The organism is Paenibacillus soyae, from assembly GCF_024623455.1.
Classification (GTDB): domain Bacteria; phylum Bacillota; class Bacilli; order Paenibacillales; family Paenibacillaceae; genus Pristimantibacillus; species Pristimantibacillus soyae.
In genome coordinates this window covers 415,450-440,978 of sequence record NZ_JANIPJ010000002.1, presented here as the reverse complement: position 1 = coordinate 440,978, position 25,529 = coordinate 415,450, and the positions used below count along the sequence as shown (strand labels likewise).

At 54.8% G+C, this 25,529-nt stretch carries 23 protein-coding genes and 1 other RNA gene; 23 read left to right on the top strand and 1 reads right to left on the bottom strand.

The features are described from left to right. Positions 1-3 precede the first annotated feature (3 nt). The 17 genes from NQZ67_RS04715 to rnpB all read left to right on the top strand — a co-directional run bounded on the left by NQZ67_RS04715 (position 4) and on the right by rnpB (position 16,595). Positions 4-2,250 (top strand): HD family phosphohydrolase, encoded by a 2,247-nt coding sequence (locus NQZ67_RS04715; RefSeq protein WP_257443198.1) that lies wholly within the window; start codon positions 4-6, stop codon positions 2,248-2,250. A gap of 1 nt (position 2,251) precedes the next feature. Continuing rightward, entirely contained in the window at positions 2,252-2,749 is a 498-nt protein-coding gene (gene ybeY / locus NQZ67_RS04710) for an rRNA maturation RNase YbeY (protein WP_257443196.1), read from the top strand. Further along, on the top strand, positions 2,749-3,114 hold the full coding sequence (locus NQZ67_RS04705; protein ID WP_257443194.1) for a diacylglycerol kinase family protein: 366 nt from the start codon (positions 2,749-2,751) through the stop codon (positions 3,112-3,114). Before ybeY ends, NQZ67_RS04705 begins: the two co-directional genes overlap by 1 nt. A 54-nt stretch (positions 3,115-3,168) precedes the next feature. Continuing rightward, entirely contained in the window at positions 3,169-3,567 is a 399-nt protein-coding gene (locus NQZ67_RS04700) for a cytidine deaminase (protein ID WP_257443391.1), read from the top strand. A 2-nt stretch (positions 3,568-3,569) separates the two neighbouring features. After that, positions 3,570-4,487, top strand: coding sequence for a GTPase Era (era, locus tag NQZ67_RS04695; RefSeq protein ID WP_257443193.1), 918 nt, complete (start codon positions 3,570-3,572; stop codon positions 4,485-4,487). Between the two features lie 114 nt (positions 4,488-4,601). Next, a complete protein-coding gene (locus tag NQZ67_RS04690) occupies positions 4,602-4,754 on the top strand; it encodes a YqzL family protein (protein ID WP_257443192.1) in 153 nt (50 codons plus the stop codon). Between the two features lie 32 nt (positions 4,755-4,786). Then, positions 4,787-5,530, top strand: coding sequence for a DNA repair protein RecO (gene recO, locus NQZ67_RS04685; RefSeq protein ID WP_257443190.1), 744 nt, complete (start codon positions 4,787-4,789; stop codon positions 5,528-5,530). Between the two features lie 330 nt (positions 5,531-5,860). After that, positions 5,861-6,739 carry a glycine--tRNA ligase subunit alpha gene (gene glyQ, locus NQZ67_RS04680; protein WP_257443184.1) on the top strand — a complete coding sequence of 293 codons (879 nt, stop codon included), beginning with the start codon at positions 5,861-5,863 and terminating at the stop codon, positions 6,737-6,739. Between the two features lies 1 nt (position 6,740). Continuing rightward, a complete protein-coding gene (glyS, locus tag NQZ67_RS04675; RefSeq protein ID WP_257443183.1) occupies positions 6,741-8,822 on the top strand; it encodes a glycine--tRNA ligase subunit beta in 2,082 nt (693 codons plus the stop codon). A 48-nt stretch (positions 8,823-8,870) separates the two neighbouring features. Continuing rightward, on the top strand, positions 8,871-9,692 hold the full coding sequence (locus tag NQZ67_RS04670; protein WP_257443182.1) for a pyruvate, water dikinase regulatory protein: 822 nt from the start codon (positions 8,871-8,873) through the stop codon (positions 9,690-9,692). 67 nt (positions 9,693-9,759) lie between these two features. Next, complete coding sequence (locus NQZ67_RS04665; RefSeq protein ID WP_257443181.1) at positions 9,760-10,242, top strand: YaiI/YqxD family protein; 483 nt, start codon at positions 9,760-9,762, stop codon at positions 10,240-10,242. Between the two features lie 57 nt (positions 10,243-10,299). Further along, complete coding sequence (gene dnaG / locus NQZ67_RS04660) at positions 10,300-12,129, top strand: DNA primase (protein ID WP_257443180.1); 1,830 nt, start codon at positions 10,300-10,302, stop codon at positions 12,127-12,129. A 35-nt stretch (positions 12,130-12,164) separates the two neighbouring features. Continuing rightward, positions 12,165-13,295, top strand: coding sequence for an RNA polymerase sigma factor RpoD (rpoD, locus tag NQZ67_RS04655; RefSeq protein WP_257443178.1), 1,131 nt, complete (start codon positions 12,165-12,167; stop codon positions 13,293-13,295). An 87-nt stretch (positions 13,296-13,382) separates the two neighbouring features. After that, positions 13,383-14,225, top strand: a complete 843-nt coding sequence (locus NQZ67_RS04650; RefSeq protein WP_257443177.1) for a hypothetical protein — start codon at positions 13,383-13,385, stop codon at positions 14,223-14,225. Continuing rightward, a complete protein-coding gene (locus NQZ67_RS04645; RefSeq protein WP_257443176.1) occupies positions 14,225-14,998 on the top strand; it encodes a tRNA (adenine(22)-N(1))-methyltransferase in 774 nt (257 codons plus the stop codon). Before NQZ67_RS04650 ends, NQZ67_RS04645 begins: the two co-directional genes overlap by 1 nt. Continuing rightward, positions 14,974-16,095: a Nif3-like dinuclear metal center hexameric protein gene (locus NQZ67_RS04640; protein ID WP_257443173.1), complete on the top strand. Its 1,122-nt coding sequence runs from the start codon at positions 14,974-14,976 to the stop codon at positions 16,093-16,095. The genes NQZ67_RS04645 and NQZ67_RS04640 overlap by 25 nt, the downstream gene beginning before the upstream one ends. Positions 16,096-16,184: 89 nt before the next feature. Continuing rightward, positions 16,185-16,595, top strand: an RNA gene (rnpB, locus tag NQZ67_RS04635) — RNase P RNA component class A. A gap of 80 nt (positions 16,596-16,675) precedes the next feature. Here rnpB and NQZ67_RS04630 read toward each other — a convergent pair. Next, positions 16,676-18,529, bottom strand: a complete 1,854-nt coding sequence (locus tag NQZ67_RS04630) for a S8 family peptidase (protein WP_257443171.1) — start codon at positions 18,527-18,529, stop codon at positions 16,676-16,678. A 177-nt stretch (positions 18,530-18,706) separates the two neighbouring features. On the opposite strand from NQZ67_RS04630, the gene NQZ67_RS04625 reads away from it, so the two are divergent. The 6 genes from NQZ67_RS04625 to helD all read left to right on the top strand — a co-directional run bounded on the left by NQZ67_RS04625 (position 18,707) and on the right by helD (position 25,527). Continuing rightward, the gene (locus NQZ67_RS04625) at positions 18,707-19,207 is read left to right on the top strand and encodes a YpuI family protein (protein WP_257443169.1); all 501 of its coding nucleotides are present in this window, start codon (positions 18,707-18,709) and stop codon (positions 19,205-19,207) included. A gap of 55 nt (positions 19,208-19,262) precedes the next feature. Continuing rightward, a complete protein-coding gene (locus tag NQZ67_RS04620; protein WP_257443168.1) occupies positions 19,263-19,475 on the top strand; it encodes a DUF1540 domain-containing protein in 213 nt (70 codons plus the stop codon). A 5-nt stretch (positions 19,476-19,480) separates the two neighbouring features. Further along, complete coding sequence (locus tag NQZ67_RS04615) at positions 19,481-19,915, top strand: hypothetical protein (RefSeq protein ID WP_257443167.1); 435 nt, start codon at positions 19,481-19,483, stop codon at positions 19,913-19,915. A 110-nt stretch (positions 19,916-20,025) separates the two neighbouring features. Then, positions 20,026-20,820 carry an ABC transporter ATP-binding protein gene (locus NQZ67_RS04610; protein WP_257443165.1) on the top strand — a complete coding sequence of 265 codons (795 nt, stop codon included), beginning with the start codon at positions 20,026-20,028 and terminating at the stop codon, positions 20,818-20,820. Further along, complete coding sequence (locus NQZ67_RS04605) at positions 20,805-23,195, top strand: alpha/beta hydrolase (RefSeq protein ID WP_257443163.1); 2,391 nt, start codon at positions 20,805-20,807, stop codon at positions 23,193-23,195. The genes NQZ67_RS04610 and NQZ67_RS04605 overlap by 16 nt, the downstream gene beginning before the upstream one ends. After that, positions 23,170-25,527 (top strand): RNA polymerase recycling motor HelD, encoded by a 2,358-nt coding sequence (gene helD, locus NQZ67_RS04600; protein WP_257443162.1) that lies wholly within the window; start codon positions 23,170-23,172, stop codon positions 25,525-25,527. Before NQZ67_RS04605 ends, helD begins: the two co-directional genes overlap by 26 nt. The last annotated feature ends 2 nt before the right edge of the window (positions 25,528-25,529 follow it).

Below are 25,529 nucleotides of genomic sequence, written 5' to 3'. Positions count from 1 at the left end.
CGCATGAATCGGAACGGGACAAGCAAGCAGGGGAACGCGGGCACGGCGGTCGCGCCGGGCTGGAGGCAGAGTCCCGCCGTAAGATGGATGCTTATGGCCTTGTTCGTGCTGCTGTTCTACTTCAGCCTGGCGCCGCATGTCATTCCCGAAACCTATGATATAACGGAAGGCGCCGTCAGCGAGAAGGATATAAAGGCGCCGTTCCAAATTCGCGACGAGAAAGCGACAAGACTGGCCGAGGAAGAGGCGGCGGGTCGCATCGTAGATATGTACAGCAACGTTTCGCTGGGGAACGAGTCGCTGGTTGAACAGATTTTGTTCCGGATCGAACAGCTGAACATGGACGATCAGGTAACGAAAGAAAATAAAATTCAAATCTACCGCGATGAAATACCGGGCCGTTACGTCCAGCATATCGATAGCTTTATCCAGTCGAACAGAAAGACCGGAACGTACAGCGAGTCGCTGCTCGAAGAAATGGCAAGGGTGGCGAAGGCGCAGCAGTACACGATTCCGGAAGAAACCTTCTACAAGATGCCTCAGCTGACGCCGGAGCAGCTTCAAGAGATGCGGAGCGTGGCCCGGGACATCGTCCGCAAGCTGACGAGCGAGCAGCTCAGGGAAGCGGAAACGGCCCGCATGCAGGTGGCCGAGCTGGTGAACGCCAGCACGCTGTCCAGCCGGACCGAAAGGGAAATCGTGCAGGAGCTGGCGCGATTCTCCATCATGCCGAATAGGTTCCTCGATGAGGAAGCGACGGAAGAAGCCAAGGTTCAAGCCAAGCAGAATACGCCGCCGGTCGTGTATAACGAAGGGGATGTGATCGTGAAGCGGGGCGAGACGATTACGGCTGATATGTACAAGCTGTTGTCGGATTCCAACCTGCTGCAGGACAAGAGGCATTATTGGCCGCAGGCAGGTCTGCTTATCCTCTCCCTGATGTCTATTATCGTGATTTACGCGTATTTGCATCATTCGGGGGGACTCGGCGGCGCCAAGCCGAAATACGGCAACTCTCAGCTCCTGATGCTGTGGCTCATCTTCTTCATCAATATCATAACGATGCAGATCATCGCGTTCACGCAGACGGACACCGCGCCGTATGCCGGTTATTTGGCGCCGGCGGCGCTCGGAACGATGCTGATTACACTGCTGCTGGATCTGCATTTGGCTATCATCAGCTCATTCTTGTTCTCGATCATGGGCAGCGTCATTCTGAACACCCAGCCGAATCAGCTGTTCGATTTTAAATTCGGATTTTTTGTCATCGTCGTATCGCTGGCGGCCGTATTTTCGATCCACAGGGCGAGCCAGCGCTCGACCATTCTGAAAGCGGGCATCATGGTCAGCTTGTTCGGATCCGCATCGGTAATGGCGGTGCTCCTGCTGACGGAGCAGCTCGAACGGATGCCGTTCATTTATTCCGTGGCGTTCGCGTTCGCGAGCGGTCTTCTTACCGCCGTGCTCGTCATCGGACTCATGCCGTTCTTCGAGGTCACGTTCGGCATCTTGTCCGCGCTGAAGCTGGTGGAGCTGTCCAACCCGAATCACCCGCTGCTGCGCAAGCTTCTGACCGAGACGCCCGGCACTTATCATCACAGCGTCATGGTCGGGAATTTGTCCGAAGCCGCGGCGGAATCGATCGGGGCGGACGGGCTGCTGTGCCGCGTAGGCTCGTTCTACCATGATATCGGGAAGACGAAGCGCCCGAACTATTTTATCGAGAATCAGACGAATATCGAAAATCCGCACGACACGATCGATCCGAAGCTGAGCAAGTCGATCATCGTTGCCCATGCGCGGGACGGAGTCGAGATGCTGAAGGCGCATAACATACCGAAGCCGATCCGCGACATCGCGGAGCAGCATCACGGGACAACGTCGCTCAAGTACTTCTACCATAAAGCGCTTAAGCAGGCGGAGGAGCAGGGTATCGAGCCCGCCTTCACCGAGGACGACTTCCGTTATCCCGGGCCGAAGGCGCAGTCCAAGGAAGCAGCGGTCGTTGGGATCGCCGATTGCGTGGAGGCGGCTGTCCGCAGCTTGCGGAATCCGACCGTGGAGCAGGTTGAGGCGATGATCCAAAAAATTATCAAAAGCCGCTTGGACGACAATCAATACAACGAATGCGACCTGACCTTGAAGGAGCTGGACAAAGTCGCGCAATCGCTGAAGGAAAGCGTAATCGGCATTTTCCACTCCCGCATCGAATATCCGGACGACGCCAAAACGAAGGAGCGTACGAATTAGTATGAGCTTGCAATTGGATTACAGCAACGAACAAGACAAAGTAAACATACCCGAAGCATGGATCGAGAAGCTGAAGGAGCTGCTACAGTTCGCCGGAGAGGCCGAAGGCATGACGGAAGGCGAAGTGACCCTCACCTTCGTCGACGACGAAAGCATTCATGCTTTGAACCGCGATTACCGGGGCATCGACCGTCCTACGGACGTATTGTCCTTCGCTATGCAAGATGACGGGACGGAGGAGCTCGACATCATCTTCGAGGTCGAAAGCGAGGACGAGCTCGATCCGATATCCGGCATGCTCGGCGACATTATCATTTCCGTCGAACGGGCCGTCGCCCAAAGCGAAGAGTACGGGCATTCCTTAGAGCGCGAGATCGGGTTTCTGTTCGTTCACGGCTTTCTGCACCTGATCGGCTACGACCATCAGGACGAGCAGTCGGAAGCGGTCATGACCGGCAAGCAAGAAGCCGTGCTGCAGCAGGCGGGTCTGACCCGTTAATGAGGGCTTATTTGCGAAGCTTCACATACGCGCTTTCGGGTATCCGCTTTGCATTGAAGTCAGAACGGAACATGAGGTTTCATTGCGGGGCGGCGGTGGTTGTCATTGCGTTAGGGCTATGGCTTTCCATCACCGTTACGGAATGGTGCCTGATCTTGCTGTCAATCGCTCTGGTCATGAGTTTGGAGCTCGTGAATACGGCAATCGAACAGACGGTTAATCTGGCCAGCCCGAATCAGCATCCCGTGGCGAAAGCGGCCAAAGACGTAGCGGCCGGGGCGGTGACGTTAGCGGCGTTCTTCGCGTCGATAATCGGATTAATCGTGTTCGGACCTCCGTTATGGAGATTCGTAACGGGCTCATAGGAAGGAGTAACGTGAGTGGAATACAAAGGATTAGCTGAACCATACGTTGATTTGATGCGCGCCGCAACTGTTGCTATGCGGCGCGCATACGTGCCTTATTCGAAGTTTCAAGTAGGAGCGGCGCTGCTTGATAAGGACGGCGCCGTTCACTACGGCTGCAACATCGAGAACGCGGCGTACAGCCCAACGAACTGCGCGGAGAGAACCGCGTTGTTCCGGGCGATCGCCGACGGCCATCCGGCCGGACAATTTCAAGCGATTGCCGTTATCGGCGATACGGACGGTCCGATCGCGCCATGCGGAGTATGCAGGCAAGTGCTTGTCGAGCTATGCGCGCCGGAAATGATGGTCATAATGGGAAATCTAAAGGGCGATTGGTCGATCCGGTCAGTGGCTGAGCTGCTGCCGGGAGCCTTTACGCCGCTGTCGCTGCACAAGGAGGAGCAAGGTTAAGCATGAATCAAACGAATGAACAAGGCGGCAACAAGTTTCGCTCGGGCTTCGTCGCGATCATCGGAAGGCCGAATGTAGGGAAATCTACGCTAATGAATCATCTGATCGGCCAGAAGATCGCGATCATGTCCGACAAGCCACAAACGACGCGCAACAAAATTCACGGCGTCTATACGACGAACGATACGCAAATCGTATTCCTCGATACGCCGGGCATTCATAAGCCGCAATCGAAGCTTGGCAATTACATGATGCAGACGGCCGAGAGCGCGCTCAAAGAAGTCGAGGCCGCTCTATTCCTAGTCGATGTTTCGGAGGGGATCGGAGGCGGCGACCGTTTTATTATCGAGCAGTTGAAGAAGGTGAAGACCCCGGTTTTCCTGGTCATGAACAAGATCGATAAGATCGAGCCGGAGCAGCTTCTGCCGATGATCGCGCAATACAACGAATTGTATTCGTTCGCGGAAATCGTGCCGATCTCCGCGCTTAACGGCAATAACGTGACGACGCTGCTGGAGCAGCTTACGCGCTATTTGCCGGAAGGGCCGCAGTATTACCCGGCGGATCAAATTACGGATCATCCGGAGCAATTCGTGTGCGCGGAGCTGATCCGGGAAAAAATATTGCACATGACGCGCGAAGAAGTGCCGCATTCGATCGCCGTCGCGATCGAGGATATGCGCGTCCAGGAAAACGGCGTCGTCTACATCGGGGCCGTAATCTTCGTGGAGCGCGATTCCCAGAAGGGAATCATCATCGGCAAACGAGGAGATTTCCTGAAGGAAGTCGGCAAGCAGGCCCGGAAGGATATCGAGGCGCTGCTCGGCTCGCGGACGTTCCTCGAGCTGTGGGTGAAGGTGAAGAAGGATTGGCGCAATCAGGAAAGAGTGCTGAAGGATCTCGGTTTTCGGCATGACTGATAGGAATCCGGGCGGCGTGCGATAACAGTTTTTCTCACGGATACGCGTCCCGCAAATTTCACATCCTAATACCGTCTGGAGCAGCATTTCCGAGGCGGAAAGGGATGAATACGAATGCGAGATTTTTCGTGGAAGTATTTTACGTTGACCGGGGATGTCGAATCTTTCATGCTGTATAAGGAAATGGATCAGTACGGATCATCGGAGCATCCTGAAACCATTCCGGAATTTGACGAAGATATTGCGACGATGGACGACAGGCAGTAAGGATTGGCAAGTTTCATGGGGGAGACGCCGATATGCTTTATCGCGTGGAAGGAATCGTAATCCGAAGCATGGATTACGGCGAGAGCAATAAAATTGTGACGCTGCTCACAAAAACGAACGGCAAAGCGGGCGTATTGATCCGCGGGGCAAAAAAAGTGAAAAGCAGGCATTCATCGCTGGCCCAGCCATTTACGTACGGGGAATACCAATACTTCCGGGGAACCGGCCTCGGAACGCTCAATCATGGTGAGATTATCGAATCTCACCATGATTTGCGTATGCATCTGGATCTATCCGCCTACGCCTCTTACGCGGCGGAGCTGACCGATCGAACGCTGCAGGAGGAGGAGCCCAGCGTCTTCTATTTCGAGCAGTTGAAAGCTTGTCTCACCGCATTCAGCGAAGGCAAGGATCCGCAAATCGTGATGCATGTGTACGAAATGAGAGTGCTGGATCTGTCCGGTTACGCTCCGGAGCTGGAAGAGTGCGTTTCCTGCGGCAATCGGGTCGGACCGTTTAAGCTGTCGGCCCATGCGGGCGGCGTCTTATGCGGAAGATGCGGGGGGCGAGATCCATCCGCGGCCGCCATAAGCGAAAGCGCTCATAAGCTATTGCGCCTGTTTCGAAGATTGGACATGAGAAGACTAGGCGCGATCACGGTAAAGCCCGAAACGAAAACGGAGCTGAAACGCCATATGCGCGCGTTAATGGACGCGCAGCTTGGGCTCCATTTGAAATCCCGCAACTTTCTCGATCAGCTTGACAAATTCGTTTGACTTTTGGCATTTAGATGAATACAATATAAAATTATGAATAGTGGACGATGATGGAGAAAGTAATCGTGAAACGTCGACAAATTGCAGCGAATCGGGGGAAGTGAGAGCCCGATGGGACGAACACGACGAAGGGCGCTCCGGAGTCTATTTTGAACAAAGAGGGTTATCCGTGAAAGGATAACCAAGTAGGGTGGAACCGCGGGATACAACTCTCGTCCCTACGTCTGATGAGCAGACGTAGAGGCGGGAGTTTTTTGTTTTGCAATCGCCGATACATAGGATGCTCGTGTTTAAGCTTTACGATAACAAGGAAGAAGGAGTCGAAACGGAATGAATTTTCAAGGCATGATCTTAACGCTTCAACAGTTCTGGGCGGAACAGAACTGCATTCTGGTACAGCCCTACGACGTAGAGAAGGGCGCGGGCACGATGAATCCCATGACGTTCCTTCGCTCGATCGGCCCGGAGCCATGGAACGTGGCTTACGTTGAGCCTTCCCGCCGCCCGGCGGACGGCCGTTACGGGGAGAACCCGAACCGCTTGTACCAGCATCATCAATTTCAAGTGATTCTGAAGCCGTCGCCGGATAACATCCAAGAGCTGTATCTGGAGAGCTTGAAACGTCTTGGCATCGACGCCAAAGACCATGATATCCGCTTCGTCGAGGATAACTGGGAGTCTCCTACTCTCGGTGCCTGGGGACTTGGCTGGGAAGTATGGCTGGACGGCATGGAAATCACCCAGTTCACGTATTTCCAACAGGTAGGCGGCATCGACGCGAATCCGGTAGCGGTTGAAATTACGTACGGCATGGAGCGACTGGCTTCCTATATTCAAGAGAAAGAGAACGTATTCGACCTGGAATGGGTGGACGGCGTGACGTACGGCGATGTATTCCTGCAGCCTGAATTCGAGCATTCCAAATATACGTTCGAGACGTCGGACACGGCGATGCTGTTCTCCTTGTTCAACATGTACGAGGAAGAAGCGAAAAAAACGATGGAGCATCATCTGGTGTTCCCGGCTTACGATTACGTGCTGAAGTGCTCCCATACGTTCAACCTTCTGGACGCGCGCGGAGCGATCAGCGTGACGGAGCGTACGGGTTATATAACGAGAGTCCGGAACTTGGCGCGCCAGTGCGCGGCTACCTATCTGGAAGAACGCGAACGTCTGGGATTCCCGTTGCTGAAGAAAGGAGTGGAGTAGAATGGCTAAAGACCTATTACTGGAGATCGGCCTAGAAGAGGTGCCTGCGCGTTTCGTGCGCGGCGCGATCAATCAATTGAAAGAGAAGGCCGAGAAGTGGCTGTCCGAATCCAGGGTCGAACACGGTGTGGTTGAAGCTTTCGCAACGCCTAGAAGGCTGGCTATCCTCGTCCGCGACGTCGCGGAGAAACAAGCGGACAGCAACGAAGAAGCGAAGGGCCCGTCCCGCAAGATCGCGATGGACGAAGCGGGCAACTGGAGCAAAGCGGCGCTCGGCTTCGCGCGCAGCCAAGGCGTCGAGCCGGAGCAGCTCTACTTCCAAGAGCTGGCTGGAGTAGAATACGTCTACGCGAAGAAAAGCAGCATCGGCCTTGAAACGGCTTCTATTCTCGCCGATGGGCTTAGCAGCCTGATCACTTCGATGTCCTTTCCAAAAAATATGCGCTGGGGCAGCTACGAGCTTCGTTTCGTCCGCCCAATCCGATGGATGGTAGCGATGTTCGGACAGGAGATTATTCCTTTCGAAATCGCGGGCGTCGCGACGGGCAATGTGTCCCGCGGACACCGCTTCCTGGGCGAAGACGCCGTTATAAGCGAACCTGCCCGCTATGCGGAGGCTCTTCGCGAGCAGCACGTGATCGTGGATATCACCGAGCGCGAGGCTCTTATTCTGAAGCAGCTGGACGATCTGAAGACGGAGAAAAACTGGACGATCGCGATCAAAGAGGACTTGCTGGAGGAAGTGCTGTTCCTGGTTGAGTACCCGAACGCCCTCTATGGCACCTTCGATCCTTCGTTCTTGAACATCCCGCAGGAAGTACTGATCACGTCGATGAGAGAGCATCAGCGTTACTTCCCTGTGCTGGACGGCAACGGCAAGCTGCTGCCGTATTTCGTAACGGTGCGCAACGGCGACCGCCGCTCCATCGATCTGGTATCGAAGGGTAACGAAAAAGTATTGCGCGCTAGACTGTCCGACGCGAAGTTCTTCTACGAGGAAGATCATAAGCTGACCATCGAGCACGCGCTTTCGAAGCTGGAATCCATCGTATACCATGAAGAGCTTGGAACGGTGGCCGACAAGGTTCGCCGCATCGTGTCCGTAGCGAACGCGATTGCAGGCGCCCTGAAGGCGTCGCCGGAAGCGGCCGCCCACGTGTCCCGCGCCGCAGCGATATGCAAGTTCGATCTCGTATCGCAGATGGTATACGAATTCCCGGAGCTGCAAGGCATCATGGGCGAAGATTACGCCCGCAAGCTTGGCGAGAGCGAGCAAGTCGCCAAAGCCATCAACGAGCATTATCAGCCTAGATTCTCGGGCGACGCCGTTCCTTCCGAGCTGACGGGCGCCATTGTGAGCCTGGCCGACAAAATCGATACGATCGTCGGATGTTTTTCGATCGGCATCATTCCGACAGGCTCGCAGGATCCGTACGCGCTTCGAAGACAAGCGGCGGGTATCGTTCAAATTTTGCTTGCGTTCGACATTAAGCTCGGCTTGAACGAGCTTTATGATATTGCGCTGAGCGTACACGAAGAGAGAGGACTGAAACGTTCCGCCGACGATATTCGTAAAGAATTGGGCGAGTTCTTCTCGCTTCGGGTCAAAAATTGGCTGTCCGAGCAAGGCCATCGTTACGACGTCGTGGACGCCGCAATGGCGCCAGGCATTAACGATCTGCTTCTTACGGCTAATCGCGCTTCCGCCGTCGGCGCGCTCGCTTCGGGCGAGAGCAGGCTGGAATTCAAGCTTGTCGTGGAGCAGCTGAACCGGATATGCAATCTGGCGGGGAAAGCTACAAGCGATACCGTCGATCCGGCGTTGTTCGCGGAAGCGGCGGAAGGCCAGCTGTATCAAGCTTGGCAAAACGGGCAGGCGGCATTCCAAGCCGCGATGTCGAATCGAAGCGCTTCGGCCGCGATCGAATCGCTTGCCGCGCTTAAACCGTCGATTCAAGCTTATTTCGACAGCGTTATGGTTATGGCCGAAGACGAGAAGGTCCGGGCTAACCGTCTGGCCATGCTGAAAGTCATAGCCGCGGACATCGCCAAAATCGCGGATTTCTCGAAGCTCGTTTGGTAAAGCTGTACCTGTGTGTAAATATGAGAGCGCGCGGAAAGGATGAAGTGCATGACGCAATCCTTGGGTAAACCCGAAGTTATCGTATATGTCGTATCCGACGCGGCAGGCGATACGGGCGAGCTGGTCGTTCGCGCCGCCATTGCGCAGTTTCACCCGATCAGCGCGGAAATTCGGAGGGCGCCGTTCGTCTCGGACGAATCGGCGCTGATCCGGATTACGGAGCTCGCCAAGGTTTCGCAGGCGATCGTTCTGTACACCTTGGTTCTGCCCCAGCTGCGGGAAGCGATGAAGAGACTGGCGGAGGAGCATCAAATCGCCGCCATCGACCTGCTGGGACCGTTCATCGAAACGCTCGAGCATCAGACGGGCCGGAAATCCCGCCAAGAGCCGGGACTGAACCATGTGCTCGACGCCGATTATTTCCGCAAGGTCGAGGCGGTCGAATTCGCCGTCAAATACGACGACGCGAGAGATACATCAGGAGTGCTCAAAGCGGATATCGTCCTCGTCGGGGTGTCCCGCACATCCAAGACGCCGCTCTCCATGTACTTGGCCCATCAGAAGTTTAAGGTCGCGAACGTTCCGCTGGTGCCGGAGCTTAAGCCGCCGGACGAATTGTTCAAGCTGCCCAAAAACAAAATTATCGGGCTCACGATCAATACGGCGTATCTGAACGTCATTCGCAAAGAACGGTTAAAGGCATTAGGTCTGCCCAATACGGCATCGTACGCAACGACGGATCGGATCGAGCAGGAGCTGCGGTATGCGGACGAAGTGATGAAGAAGCTGGATTGCGTCGTCATCGACGTGTCGCACCGAGCGGTGGAAGAAACGGCAAGCCTGATCATGGAGTACGTCCGAGGACAGTAAATGCAGGATTTTTTTGACCGTTCACCGTATATAATAGTAGGGCAATCCAACATTTCGAGGGCGAGCGGTGAAACTTATTCCAATTCCAGATGCGTTGACTATCGTCGTTGACGCGGACGCGTGTCCGGTCAAATCCGAAATCGAAGAAACGGCAAAAGCGTTCGGAGCTTCCGTCTGCATGGTTGCCTCCTACGACCATCGAATGGAAGCGAGAGAAGGCGTTCGCGTCGTCCAGGTCGACCGCAGCAGCCAATCGGTCGATCTGTATATTATGAATCATATTAGGCCTAAGAATATTCTCGTGACTCAGGATTTCGGTCTCGCCTGCATGGCGCTCGGCAAAGGAGCGGTCGTGCTTTCGCCGAGAGGCGAGCAGTATACGGACGAGAACATCGATTATTTGATGGAACGCAGACATCAAGGGGCGAGATTGAGGCGCGCGGGAGGCAGAACGAAAGGGCCAAAAGCGATGACCGAGGACGACCGTAAAGCTTTTCAACAAAAGTTGACAAAAGTTTTGCAAATCGAGCAGGAGAAACCGGACGTTTAGCGAATATTATTAAAAATCTGAACTAGAATCAATTTGCTGAGATGTTGGTGATGAACGATGACAAACGGTAAGATACCGGATGAGGTCATTGACGCGGTACGCAAACGTCATGACATCGTGGAAACGGTCGGAAAGTACGTTCACCTCACGAAGCAGGGCAAATATATGAAGGGGTTATGTCCGTTTCATTCAGAGAAAACGCCTTCGTTCACCGTCACTCCGGAGCTGCAGATCTTCCATTGCTACGGCTGCGGGAAAAGCGGAAACGTCATTCGATTCATGGAGTTTAAGGAAGGGTACACGTTCCCGGAAGCTGTCCGATACCTCGCCGAAGAAGCCGGCATGCCGATTACTTGGGCGGGAGAAAGCGGCAAGGAGACGACCCAGGATCCTAACCGCCTGAAGCTGATCGAAGCGCATGAGCTGGCCATCAAATTTTATCATCACTTGCTTAATAATACGAAGCAAGGAAGCCGGGCCAAAAACTATTTGCGCGAGAGAGGGCTGTCGGATCGTTTGATCGATCATTTCATGATCGGATTTGCGCCGGACGAGTGGGACGTATTGACCCGCTTTCTGACGGGAAGAGGCTTCGATCCCGTTCTGATGGAGAAGGGCGGTCTGCTGTCCGCGAAGAGCGACGGCAGCGGTTATGTGGATCGGTTCAGAGGCAGGATCATGTTTCCTCTGTGGGATGCAAGCGGGAAAGCGTCCGCTTTCGGGGGGCGCATCATCGGCGAAGGCGGGCCGAAATATTTAAACTCGCCGGAAACGATGCTCTTCACGAAAAGCAGAACGCTGTACAACCTGCATTATGCCAAGCCCGCCATTAGGAAAAGCAAGCAAGTCGTATTGTTCGAAGGCTACATGGACGTCATTAAATCTTGGAGCGCCGGCGTTCAGAATGGCGTTGCTACGATGGGGACCGCGCTTACCGAAGAACATTGCTCCTTGCTGCGCCGGCTTGCCGAGGAAGTATTGCTCTGCTACGACGGGGATGACGCGGGGCAAGCGGCGGCTTACAAATCGATCCCGATGCTTGAAGCGGCAGGCCTTAGGGTATCGGTCGCTATGCTGCCGAAGGGTAAAGACCCGGATGAATATATAAACGAATACGGACCGGAAAATTATATGCGGGAAATTATGGACGAGCCGGTCTCCGTTACAAAATTTAAGCTTATATATTCAAGAAAAAACCATATACTGCTAAAAGAAGAAGGTCGTAAAAACTACCTGATGGAGGCCATCGATATTGTGGCCGGCCTCGATTCATCCACGGAACGCGAGGTTTATTTGAAAGAGCTGTCCAGGGAATTCGACATCTCGCTTGACGCGCTCAAGCAAGATTGTCATAACATCCGGATGGAGCTCCAAAAAAAGAAGCCTTCGGGGGATAATAACGACAATTCGTGGAATAATGGTAGGAATGAAAAGCGCCGTACGTCCAAAGCGCCGGGCATTATGCCGGCATACACGTACGCGGAGCGGAGATTGCTGCACGTTATGATGCGGGATCGCGAGATTGCCGAAGCCGTGCATCAGAGAATCGGCGATTCGTTTAACGTAGAGGATCACGCAGCGCTTGCTGCTTATTTATACGCCTATTATGCGGGCGGATATGAACCGGACGCCGCCAAGTTCATCGAAACCCTGCATGATGACCGTCTTGAAGAGATCGCGTCTTCCATCCTTCTTATGGATGGCGACTTCCCGTTCGACGAGACGATCCTCGAGGCTTATATCGGAACGATCCTGAAGGTGCCGCAGCTTCGGGAAATCGAAAGAAAAAAAGAAGAAATGGTGCGCGCCGAGCGCGCCGGCGACGCTCTAGAAGCAGCGCGCTTAGGTCTTGAGATTATTACCCTAGAGAGACAGCTGAAAGGTTAACTTCATGATGAATTCTAGGGAGGAGGGAGTCGGAAATGGCGAACGATCAACATACTGAATTAGATACCGAACAGAAGCTGGACCAGGTCAAGGATCAGCTTATCGAGCTTGGCAAGAAAAGATCCTCCTTAACGTATAAAGAAATCATGGAGAAACTTTCTCCCTTTGATCAAGATCCGGAGCAGATCGACGAGTTTTTCGAGCAGCTGGACGATCATGGAATCGAGGTACTGAACGAGAGCGACGAAGATCATCCGATGCGCGCGTCGAACGACGACGCCGAACGGGATGGAGACGATTTCAACTTTGACGACGACCTTGCTCTTCCGCCAGGCATCAAAATCAACGACCCTGTTCGGATGTACTTAAAAGAAATCGGCCGCGTGCCGCTCCTGTCGGCGGACGACGAGATCGAGCTGGCGATCCGCATCGAGAACGGGGACGAAGAAGCGAAACGGAGATTGGCAGAGGCTAACTTGCGTCTCGTTGTCAGCATCGCCAAGCGTTACGTCGGCCGCGGGATGTTGTTCTTGGACTTGATTCAAGAAGGCAACATGGGCCTGATCAAGGCGGTTGAAAAATTCGATCACCAGAAAGGCTTTAAGTTCAGCACGTACGCGACGTGGTGGATCCGGCAGGCGATTACGCGCGCGATCGCGGACCAAGCAAGAACGATCCGAATTCCGGTTCATATGGTGGAGACGATTAACAAGCTGATTCGCGTATCCCGTCAGCTCCTGCAGGAGCTTGGACGCGAACCCACGCCGGAGGAAATCGCCGTTGAGATGGAGCTTAGCACGGAGAAGGTGCGGGAGATTATGAAAATCGCACAGGAGCCGGTATCGCTGGAAACGCCAATTGGCGAGGAAGACGATTCGCATCTCGGCGATTTCATCGAGGATCAGGAAGCTTTGGCTCCTGCCGATGCCGCAGCCTATGAGCTTCTGAAGGAGCAGCTGGAAGACGTGCTCGATACGCTCACCGAGCGCGAAGAGAATGTGCTTCGTCTTCGTTTCGGCCTGGATGACGGGCGGACAAGAACGCTGGAGGAAGTAGGCAAAGTGTTCGGCGTTACGCGCGAGAGGATTAGACAGATCGAAGCGAAAGCGCTGCGGAAGCTTCGTCATCCGAGCCGCAGCAAGCGACTTAAAGATTTCCTCGAATAATGGCGATACCCATGACCTTTCTGCTTAGGCAGCGAGGTCTTTTTTCCAATGTGCGAGCGTAGACGGATGGAAAGGATGCTTGACACCATGAATCAGGAACGCAGGCAAACGATCGTAAAAGAAATCGATTATTGGCGCAGGAGCAAGCTGCTTCCGGATCAGTACTGCGACTTTTTGCTTAATTTATATGCCGATCCCGAAAGCCAAGATGCTGATCGCGCCGAGTCGCCGACGCATGCGGTCGGCAAAGCGATTGCCGCCGTGCAGAAGGCCACGGGCAAACAATGGCTGCTTACATTTGGAACTTTTACCTTAATTTCCTTCGTTGTGCTTTATTTTAGCCGTTTTCATCCCGTATTGCAAATTGGCGTCGTACTTGGCGCGGTCCTCTCTTTTATGTGGATTGGCCATAGAATGCGCCATCGGAACGAATCGCTAGGTTTATCCCTTATCAGCATGGGGATGCTGATATTGCTGGGCGGAGGCATGCATATCCTTCAGCTTCATGAGCTGACCGATTGGGGCTGGAAGACCGGGATGCTTGCGTTCTGCGCGCTTTTCTGGATCGTCTACGGCATTCTCGCGCGAATACATATTCTACATCAATGCGGCTGGTTAAGCGCGCTGCTTGTCTATGGGTGGCTTCTTTCCCGTTATGCTCCCGAACCGACATGGTACGAGGTTCAGCTCTTCTGGCTGCCGCTCGCAATCTTGTTCGGGTGGAGCAGCTGGTTCTTCCATCGTTGGAGCAAGCCGACCGCGGCGATTCTTTTTCTGACCTGCGCGATGGCTTGGCTGATACCGGAATTATACACGCTGGTCATCGTGAAAGACACGGCATGGCTGCATCTGCAGCTAATTACAAAAATCGCAATAGGCGGAGGACTTCTCTTCGCGTTGCGGAAGCAATGGATGGTGTGGGTGGCTTAATGATCAAATTATCGAAACGTCTGCAGCGAATTGCGGATTACGTATCGACGGGAGGCCGCGTGGCGGATATTGGTTCCGATCACGCTCTGCTGCCTGTTTATTTGCTGCAAAGCGGAAAATCGCGCTCTGCCATAGCTGGCGAGCTCAACGCCGGCCCGTATATGGCGGCGAAGAAACAAGCGGCGGACGCCAATTTGACCGCGCTGCTGGAGGTGCGGCAGGGCGACGGACTGGCCGTGCTGAAACCGGGAGAGACGGATACCGTTACGATTGCGGGTATGGGCGGTCTGCTCATGCGCGAAATATTGGAGACCGGGCGTCAGGCCGGCAAGCTGGAGGGCGTTACGGAGCTAGTGCTGCAACCGAATGTAGGGGAAGATGCCGTACGGCTTTGGCTTCTGGAGCAAGGCTGGTATCTTGCGAATGAGTCGATTCTCGAGGAGGACGGCAAAATTTACGAGGTGCTGCATGCCAAACGCCAGCCGGATGCGGAAGCTTTAAACGCGAAGCTATACGACGGGTCGTTTCTTCCTCTGGATTGGGATCGCTCCGCGCTCAAAGGGCTGTTAATTCGAATGGGGCCGCACTTGATCCGCGAAGGCAGCGAGACGCTCGAAGAGAAGTGGCGTCTTGAGATCGAGAAGCTGGAGAAGATAAGGAAGCAAATGAGCGCTTCGGATTTGCCCGAAGCCGCAAGCAAGAGGGAGCAATTCCAAGCGGATATCGAACGAATCGAGGAGGTGCTGAAGTGCTTACGAATGGCGCGGCATTGATTCAACTGATGGAGCGGTTGGCTCCAAAGCACTACGCGGTGGAGAACGATAAGATCGGACTGCAGCTCGGCACGCTGAACAAACCGATATCGAAAGCGCTCGTGGCGCTCGACGTAACGGATGAAGTGGTGGACGAAGCCATCGAAGCGGGCGCGAATCTGATTATCGCGCATCACGCGATCATTTTCCGTCCGATCGCCAAGCTGGATACCTCGACGCCCGCGGGGAAGCTGTACGAAAAGCTGATCAAAAACGATATCGCCGTCTATATCTCCCACACGAATCTGGATGTGACGGACGGCGGGATTAACGATTGGCTCGCGGATCAAATCGGCATCGAAGAGGAAGGACGCCAATCCCTCGAGGAGGTTCATACCGATAAGCTGTACAAGCTCGTCGTATTCGTTCCCGAGAGCCATCACAAGAGCGTCCTCGAGGCAATCTGGCGGACTGGTGCCGGAGAAATAGGCGATTATAGCTGCTGCAGCTTCAATATTCGCGGTCAAGGCACGTTTAGGCCTGGCGAAGGCACGAACCCGTTCATCGGCAAACAAGGCGAGCTGGAATATGCGGATGAAGTTCGCATCGAGACGATCGTGCCCTACAGCATTCACCGCAAAACGGTATCAGCCATGCTGAAGGCTCATCCGTACGAGGAGGTTGCATACGACCTGTATCCTGTAGATTTGACGGGCAGATCGTATGGTCTTGGAAGAGCGGGCAAGCTGAAAGCCCCATTTACTTTAGGGGAGCTGGCTCATAGGCTGAAGGGCGCGTTCGACGTCCCGATGCTGCGGGTCGTCGGACCGCTTGACAAACCGATCCGCAAAGCGGCCGTTCTCGGCGGCGCGGGGGCCAAGTATGTAAGACATGCCATGTTTGCGGGCGCCGATGTGCTCGTGACGGGAGATATCGATTATCATACGGCGCATGACGCGCTTGCGGCGGGCATGACGATTATCGACGCCGGCCATAACATCGAGAAGGTCATGAAAACGAAAGTGGCGGAATGGCTGAATGATCGTCTGGCGGAAAGCAAATCGGAGACTATCGCCGTGCCTTCCAAGCTGAATACCGAACCGTTCGTCTTCGTATAGGGCGTTAGCTGGCAGCCGCTGTCACAGCAGACAGGACTTACAGGGTTGAGCTTTCGGAGCAAACCTTGTATACTTAAGCGTGCAAACGGAAAGTTTGACAGACAATCGCTGGCAGCGCGAGCTGCGAGAGGAAAGTCCGGGCTCCATAGGGCAGGATGCTGGATAACGTCCAGTCAGCGCGAGCTGAAGGATAGTGCCACAGAAATGGACCGCCGATGGCTGCTAGCGGCCGCTAGCAGATCAGGCAAGGGTGGAACCGTGGTGTAAGAGACCACGAGGAGCGTGGGTGACTACGTTCCTGGTAAACCCCATCTGGAGCAAGACCGAGAGGACGCCGCAGCTTTCGAGGCTGCAGCCTTTGCCCGAGGCGCGTCCGGGTTGGTTGCTGGAGCCGTGCAGCAATGTACGGCCTAGATAGATGATTGTCGCTCCACAGTGGGAGGGTCGTTCCCGTTCGAACCACCAGGAGTACAGAACCCGGCTTACGGCAAGCTTTCCGAACGGTAAGATGAATTGAATACGAACGATAAGAGGGCGTCCGGCATGTACACACATGACAGGACGCCCTCTTTGCGTTCGTTTACTTCAGTCTTTCGAGCTTGCGCTTCACTTGCTGTGGATACGTCTGCAGCGCGCCGCTGTAGTTCGAAGCGGTGGACAGCGCCTGAATGACGTCGATTTCCCCGTAGCCAAAATATTTGTCTTTACCTTCGGTACCCAAATCGCGAGCGGACGAACGCATAATCTCCATCACTTCTTCATTGTTCAAATCCGGGTTCACGGACCGGATCAAGCCGGCCAGCGCCGCGACGTGCGGGCTGGCCATCGACGTGCCGGACAATGCCGCATACTGGCTTCCCGGATACGTGCTCGCGATGCTGTCGCCCGGAGCGGCGACATCAATATAGTCTCCGTAGTTCGAGAAGGACGCTTTTTCTTTGTTGTTGTTGGTTGCGGCAACGGCGAATACTTCGGGATACGCCGCCGGATAGCCGGGACGCTCGGTATTGTCGTTCCCGCTTGCGGCAATCAAGACGACGTCGCGCTCGTACGCGTATTTGATCGCGTCGTGAAGGAAGTCGGCTTCCGCATAGTTGCCAAGGCTCATATTGATAACCTTCGCTCCGTGGTCGACGGCCCAGATGATGCCCTGCGCCACCGCATAGGTGGAGCCGGCACCGCTGCTGTCAAGCACCTTGACGGGCATGATCTTATTAAACCAAGAGACGCCGGCCACGCCTTCCCCGTTGTTGACCGAAGCGCCGATAATGCCGGACACATGCGTCCCGTGGCCGACATCGTCGTTCGGCTTGGCCGCTTCGTCCACGATGTTCGTCCCCTCGACGAGCTTGCCTTGCAGATCGGGATGGTTAAGCTGGACCCCGGTGTCGAGCACGGCGATAATGACGCCCTCGTCTCCCTTGGACACCGCCCAGCCTTTCTCGGCTTCGATGGAAGGGAGATTCCATTGGTACTCGGAATATAGCGCGTCGTTCGGCACGATCGCGCTTGCGCCCGTCGCTTCGTCATTCGTCAAGTACAAATAGTTCGGCTCGGCGAAACGCGGCTTCCAGTTTTTCTTGAAATAGTCCATCAACTGCTTGGTTTCCAGCGTTTTCGAACGGAAAATGTAGTTGTCGCCGAGCTGCTGGACGGATTCCATATTAATGTCGGACTTGATTTTGTTCATTTCGTTATCCGTCAGGACGTGATCGATATGAACGACAACGTCGCGAATGTGATAATGGCTGGCGTTGCCGTTGTCTTCCCCGGTGCGGACGGTTGTGTCGACCGTCGAGTTCGGCTTCACCGATTCGATCCGGTAGTTGCCCTCCGCAGGATAGGGGATGAGACGCAGGTTTTGCTTTTGATGCTGCTCGACTCTTTTGACGATATCCTGCTTAACAAACCCGACTACGCCTGTTCCTTTGTCCGTTTGGCTGGGAACGCCAAGCACGACATAACGGCTGCCGTTGCTTGCTTCGAAGGCCGGAGATTCATAAGCTTGACCGTTTGCGATATGAGCGGATGCTTCCCTGGCATAAGATTGAGCCGCGTTATCCGGCGATTCTGGCATTTCGCCGCGGTGGCGCTGTATGCCCTCCGATTGCCAGCCGATATACCCGATATGCGAATGCTCGCCCATAAGCGCGTCGATCTCGGCCAGCGCTTTCGAATCGGAACGTCCGCTGCGCGCGAGAACGTTTCGGAAATCCTTTTTGGTTTCCGAGTTCATAAGCAGGGCCGTCGCGGTCATGTCGTTCTGCAGCGCCGTAAATTTTTGCTTCTGCTCGGACTCGGCCGAGAACGGAGCGGTTCTCGGGTATTCATCTTCGTTCCGCGCTTCACGATCCGGCGCAAGCAATCGGGTTCCGGGAATAAGAAGAGCCGCCAATGTCAACACGGTAAACGCGGTGATCCATGATTTTCGCATGCTGCAGAAACCTCCAGTTCCAATTAAACGATGATCGGCATCATGCTTAGAATTAGGTGGATCGACACAATTTATGCGGACAATTGATGAATCGCCAGTACCGTTTCGGAGCAATATGTGGTACGATGTTGATGTTTATAGTTTTTTTGTTTGCAATTAGGAAAGGGGATCTACCTTATGCCATCGACGAATGTTAAAGCGCTAGCGGAATCCACTCGTGACAAGCTAAAGGGAGCGGTAGCCCAGCTGGAGCCGTTCCTTAACCAGTATGCTGTACCCCAGCTGACCGAAGAAAACGGCGGAGAAGACGCGGTGTTGTTCTACAAAGGCTTGCTGTCTGATTTGAGACATCTTCTCGTTTACTCGGAAGTATCGGTTGAAAAACTGGGCGTTCTGCTGAGAAGGCCCAATTTCGATATGGAGTTCGGAGAGCGCGCCCTGTACGAAGCCTATCATCATTGCGTGAATGCCTTCTTCTATCCGAAGAATGAATGTTATTCCGAGGACGGAAGGTATGCCTACACCGGACAAGACGCCATCCGCTTCCGCTTTAAGCCGGTTCGCGAAGCGCGCAACGTAGTGCTTGGCGTTTCGAAGGTATTCGAGGAGCTGCGCGACGATCTGGCCTATTACGAAAGCGATTATATGACGCAGCGCCGTATGCAAGGACAAAAATAAGGCAGAATGAATCACTTCCGCTCGAGAAACAATGAGTAGCGGAGGTGATTTTTTTATGCCAAAGGGCGTATCCTGCAGCGTATCGAATTGCTCGTTCTGGAAGGAAGGCAACAATTGCGGCGCAAAAGAAATTATGATTGATATCGATCAGCACTCCCAGGTATCGTTCATGGAGGAGTTCGCCGGCGACGAATTAGGCTTGTTCCATCAGGATCAGGCGACGGAATCGGGCGCAACCTGCTGCCACACCTTTAAGCCAAAGGAGTGAACGGAATGATCGAGAACAAGGACAATGAAATCGAATACAAACGTTCCACGGAGAAGGAAACGGAGCCGAGCTACGCTCCGACGAACAGCGGTTACCCGAACCATATCCCTAACGTCAACGAGGAGATGGGCGCGGATTTTGCTTACGGCATGCCTCCGGCGCACATTGAACGCACGGCGGAACGGAATGAGCATCGGGCCTACGACGATGATCGTGAGGATACGCGTTCCAGCGGGCACGCGCTCGGTTGGGTTTCTTTGATCTTCGCTATAGCTTCGTGGTTTATTTGGCCCGTATTGCTCGGCGCTTCGGCGGCGGTCATGGGCTATATTGCTTTCCGTCAGGGAGCGAGGGGCTTGGGCGGCTGGGCAATGGCCATCGGTCTGGTTGCAGTTGCACTTAATTTGGTTATTGTACCTTTCTATTATGCCTTAACGTGATGAATTCCGATCGGCGATCGGCTCTCCTGCGGGGAGCCGATCTTTTACATGGGCGCTAATCGGATGTATGATAGAATAGATTGCCATTTGCGTGCGTGGGAGGAGAAAGCATGGTCATCGATATTTCCCATGTGTCTTGGGAACGGGAGAACGACTCGATTCTGAATGATGTAAGCTGGCGCGTCGAGAACGGCGAACACTGGTGTCTCCTCGGGCTGAACGGCTCGGGAAAAACGACGCTGCTTAATATGATTAACGGATACATATGGCCAACGAAAGGCAAAATCAGCGTGCTTGGCCACGCATTCGGGGAATATGACCTCCGGGAGCTTCGAAAGAGCATCGGGTGGGTCAGCACTTCGCTGCAGCAGCGGCTGTACGGCAGCGAGACGGCATTCCAGATCGTATTGTCGGGCAAATATTCGACAATTGGCGTGTATGACCGGATGGAGGACGCGGACCGGGAGCGGGCCCGGCAGCTGCTCTGCTCGCTCGGCTGCGAATCGCTTGCGGACAGGGCGTACCATACCTTATCGCAGGGGGAACGGCAAAGAGTGCTGATCGGCAGAGCGCTTATGAGTTCGCCAAAGCTGCTTATTCTGGACGAGCCGTGCACGGGATTGGACGTCTTCGCCAGAGAAAGTCTTCTGTCCATGGTGGAGGCCCTTGCAAACGAAGAACAAGCGCCGACGATGGTCTACGTAACGCATCACATCGAAGAAATCATGCCTTGCTTCAAGCATACGCTGCTGCTTAAGGACGGCGCGGTTTTTGCCGCCGATGCGACGGAGAAGCTAATGGATGCCGAGCGGCTAAGCGCTTTTTTTGACGTGCCGGTCCATATTGAATCGCGCGGCGGAAGGCATTGGTTGTCCGTCAAGGGGGAGACATGGAGGAGAATCTAGAAGCGAACGGAGGGCTGCCTGCGGCAAGCGAATCCCCGCCTCCGGTTAAGCGGCAAAGGCTTCGGAAGCTGGGCCGTTGGTTCCTTGTCCGGTATAGAGCTCGCCTGCAGCGGGAGAGCCGTCTTACCGCATTCGCGGCGGGGGGACTCGCGCTATTCGGCGCGGCTGCCATGGCGCTCGCGGCTCTTGGCATGCCGACGGGCCTCGGCGTGTGGCTGGATATGCTTCTGTTCCAAAGCGCGAACGGAGCATTGATGCTGATGGTTGGTTTTGTCCTTTCCTGCTTGTTTTCTTTCCTATATATACCGCTGCCGCGGAGGCTCTCCGCTTCGTTCATCTATACGGGGGTACAAGGCGTCGTCATTCTGCATTATACCGAGGTCGGCTTCGTCTATGCCATCATTCTTGGCCTGCTTTATGCCCTTATCGGCCTGATCTTCAGCCTTCTGCTGGGCGTCATTGCGACATCGGGGATTCGTCCCGTACGGAAAGTGTACATCAGCGCAGCGCTTGCCGCCACGGCGGGAATAACGGCGATCGGCATCGGCTGGCCGGCTCCCCTGGAGCCGCCTGCGCGCCAGGAGGCTGCGTCGGACAACAACGGCGTCAACGAGTCTGTTGCTGTCGTTGAACCGCTCGAGGCCGTTAACCCGGCGAGTGCCGGAGACTATTCCGTTCTCTCGTTCAGCTATGGAAGCGGCAAAGATAAATACCGCGGCCGGTTCGGAGAAGAAGTCGATCTCATAACCGAACCCGTAGACGCTTCGGATTATATTACCTATTGGCCTAAGCTTAAATCAGCGTTTTGGGGCTTTGATCAGCATGAGCTCCCTCTTAACGGCACGGTATGGATGCCCGAGGGGGATGGTCCTTTTCCCCTCGTGCTGATCGTGCACGGGAATCATCTCATGGAATATTTTTCGGACGGCGGCTACGCGTATTTGGGGGAATTGTTGGCCAGCCGAGGAATGATCGCGGTGTCGGTCGACGCTAATTTCTTGAACTATTCGGTATGGTCGAGCTTGCCGAACGACGATATGAAGATGAGAGGCTGGCTGCTGCTTAAGCACCTGCAGCAGCTTCAAACGTTGTCCGAGTCTAACGGTTCGGCTAATCCGTTCGAGGGACGCATTGATTGGGAGAAGGTTGCGCTCATTGGGCATTCAAGAGGGGGACAAGCCGTCTCCATCGCGGCGGACCGGGGAAGGTGGTTCGCGGAGGATGAGACGTTCCAGAGTCTGGAGGAGATTAATATCCGCTCCGTCATTGCGATTGCTCCGACGGACAAACGCGTAGACGATCTGTCCGCCAAATTGACGGACGTGAACTACTTAACCCTTCAAGGGGCGATGGACGGGGACGTGAACAACTTTTACGGCGAGCGCCAGTATCACCGGACGACGTTCGGGGCGCAGTCCGACTTATTCAAAGCGGCGGTCTATCTCTCGAGAGCGAATCACAGCCAATTCAACACATCCTGGGGGCATATGGACGAAAGACTGCCGGGAGGCCTTCTGCTGAACCGCAAAGGGATGATGCCGGCCGAGGATCAGCGGCTAGCCGCTAAGGTGTTCATCTCGGCCTTTCTCGAGGCGACGCTTCACGGCCGCCAAGAGTACAAAGCGTTATTCCAGGATTACCGATCGGGGGCCGATTGGCTGCCGACCGATACGACGGATTATATCGTTCGTTACGATGACGCCAACATGGCGCGTCTTGCCAGCTTCGATTCTTCGAGGCAATCGGGTATTGAACGGACGGACGCCGAAGGGATGAAAAGCGCTGCGAAACAGCAGGCTAAGGACCGCGACGGCAATCATAAAGGCACTTCCGGCATGGCGCTTCACTGGGAGAAGCCTGGCGCTTTGTTCACCTTGTCCCTTTCGAAGGATGCGCTGAGCAAGAGCGAGTCCGAAGCGGACAGGCTCGTATTCTCCCTGTCGAATTTGGAATGGGAGCTGTCGAACGGAACGTACGAGGAGCCGCTTCCGCCGCTGCCCGACCTCGAGATTGCGATTGCTACGCGAGACGGAGCTTCGTATATTCTGCCGCTTCGCTCATTCATGATGCCGGGAGAGCCGGCTTACACTTCTTTTTTGACGCTTGGTAAGCTGGAGCGCGAAGTGAAAAACAGCAAATACAAAAATCCAACGGAGGCCGTGGCCCAAACCTATATCATTCCGCTCGCCTTGTTCGAGCATAATAAAGCAAGCGCGGAAGACAAGGCCGGCAACGGGGCACAGACCGCGATAACGGCCGGCGACATCAGCAGCGTTGCGTTCCGCTTCCAGAGCGAGCGAGGTAAAGTGCTGCTGGACGATATCGGGTTCATGCCGGGAGGAGGAGCTTATGTCCATTATCGACAAGGAACGTGAACAAGAGCAAGCGCGCGTGGATCGGTTGACGTCCATGATTAAGCAAAGAATCGGCTACTTGCGGGAGAGAACAGGCGGCATCCACGGCGAAATTGTCGATATCCGCCGCGACTTCTGGGAGGACGTCACCGTCAACTTCGAGGATTCCGCCGAAACGGCCGAGACGTACGCCAGCATGAAGCAGCAGGCGGAACTGCTGTCGGAGCGGGAGCGAAGTCACCGTCACATGAAGGAGCAGCTGGCGACGCTTGAAAGACTGCAGGCATCCCCTTACTTCGGCAGAATCGATCTGGTCGAAGAAGGCGCGCCTGCCGGCTCAGAGCCGGATCAAATTTATTTGGGCGTCGGGTCGCTGCTGGATGAAAGCGGAGAGCAGTATTTGATCTACGATTGGAGAGCGCCTGTTTCCAGTCTTTATTACGATTATGGTCCCGGTCCGGTCGTCTACAAGACGCCGGAAGGCGAGGTTCGCGGAGAAATGACGTTGAAACGCCAATTCATGATCCGCGGCGGCGTCATCAAAAGCATGTTCGATACGGGTGTTACGATCGGAGACGAGCTGCTGCAGGAGGTGCTAGGCAAAGGCTCGGACGCGGCAATGAAAAGCATCGTCGCCACGATCCAGCAGGAGCAGAATCGGATCATCCGTAACGATCGGGCGAAGCTTCTAATCGTGCAGGGAGCGGCGGGAAGCGGGAAAACGTCAGCCGCGCTTCAGCGCGTCGCCTATTTGCTCTACAGATTCCGCGGCACCTTGAGCGCCGACCAAATCGTGTTGTTTTCGCCGAATCCGATGTTCAACAGCTATATTTCGACAGTGCTGCCGGAGCTTGGCGAAAAAAATATGAATCAAACGACCTATCTGCAATATTTGGAGCATCGCGTCGGACGGGACTTCGAGGTTGAGGATCCTTTCGTCCAAATGGAGTATACCCTGACGGCTACGGGTGAAGCGGGGTATGAGACAAGAATGCTGGGAATTCAGGCCAAGTCGAGCGCGGCCTATATGGATCTGATCGACGCCTATGCGTCTCGGCTTGGACACCGGGGACTTCTCTTCAAATCGATTATGTTCCGCGGCCGCCCGCTCATCACGGCGAGCGCGATAGCCGAGCAGTTCTACCAGCTGGACAGAGGCGTAACGATACCGAACCGGCTGCGGATGCTGCGTACGTGGCTGCTGAAGGAGCTGACCCGACTAAGCAAGCTGGAACGCAAAAAGAAGTGGGTCATGGACGCGATCGAGCTGCTGGACAACGAAGCCTATACCATCGCCTATCAAGAGCTTCGGCGAAAAAACAAGTTCACGGAGCAGTCGCACGACGACTACGAATCGGAGCGGGAGTTTCTGGCGGCGGGCGTCGTTCAGGAGCGGTTCAAAAAATTGCGAAGCCGCGTCAAGCGGGGCTTGTTCCTGGATATGCCCGGGATCTACAAGGCGTTATACGAGCCTGGACATGTAGAAGGAAATCCGGTCGGCGGTCCGGCCGGTTTCACGGCGGGGGAATGGGAAGCGGTGCAGGCGGACACGCTCGGCAGGCTGGAGCAAGGCTTGATGCCTTACGAGGACGCGACGCCGTATTGTTATTTGAAAGAAAAGCTGGAGGGCTTCCATACGCACACGACGGTCAAATACGTGTTCGTAGACGAGGCCCAGGATTACTCCGAGTTCCAATATCGTTATTTGCGCCGGATATTCCCGAACAGCCGGATGACGCTGCTGGGAGATTTCAATCAATCCATCTTCGCTCATTCCGGAACGGGAGAAATATTCCATACGCTGAACGAGCTGTTCGAGCCGGAGGAGACGGAGCGGATTACGCTGCTTAGGAGCTACCGCTCGACGAAACAAATCGTGGAGTTCGCCGCGCGGATTATCGATGGAGGCGAGCGGATCGAGCCGTTCAACCGAAACGGAGAGGAGCCGACGATCAATAGAGCCGAACGGCCGGGGGCGCTTCCGACTCTCATCGCGGATAAGCTCCGGGAACTAAGCGCCTCGGGCTTCGAATCCGTCGCGGTTATCTGCAAGACGGCGGAGGAGAGCAAGATTCTGTATGCGAAGCTCGCGGACCAAACGCAGGGTATTCGGCTCATCGAGAAAGAGACCGTCACGTTCGAGAAGGGCAAGGTCGTTATTCCCGCCTATTTGGCGAAGGGTGTCGAATTCGACGCGGTCGTCATAGCCGACGCGTCAGCCAGGGTTTACTCTCGAGAAAGCGAAAGGAAATTGTTTTATACGGCCTGCACAAGAGCGATGCATGAGCTTCACTTGTTCCACGAAGGAGAGCTAACTCCTTTTCTAGATACGCGTTCCGGCGATTTTTCTTAGCA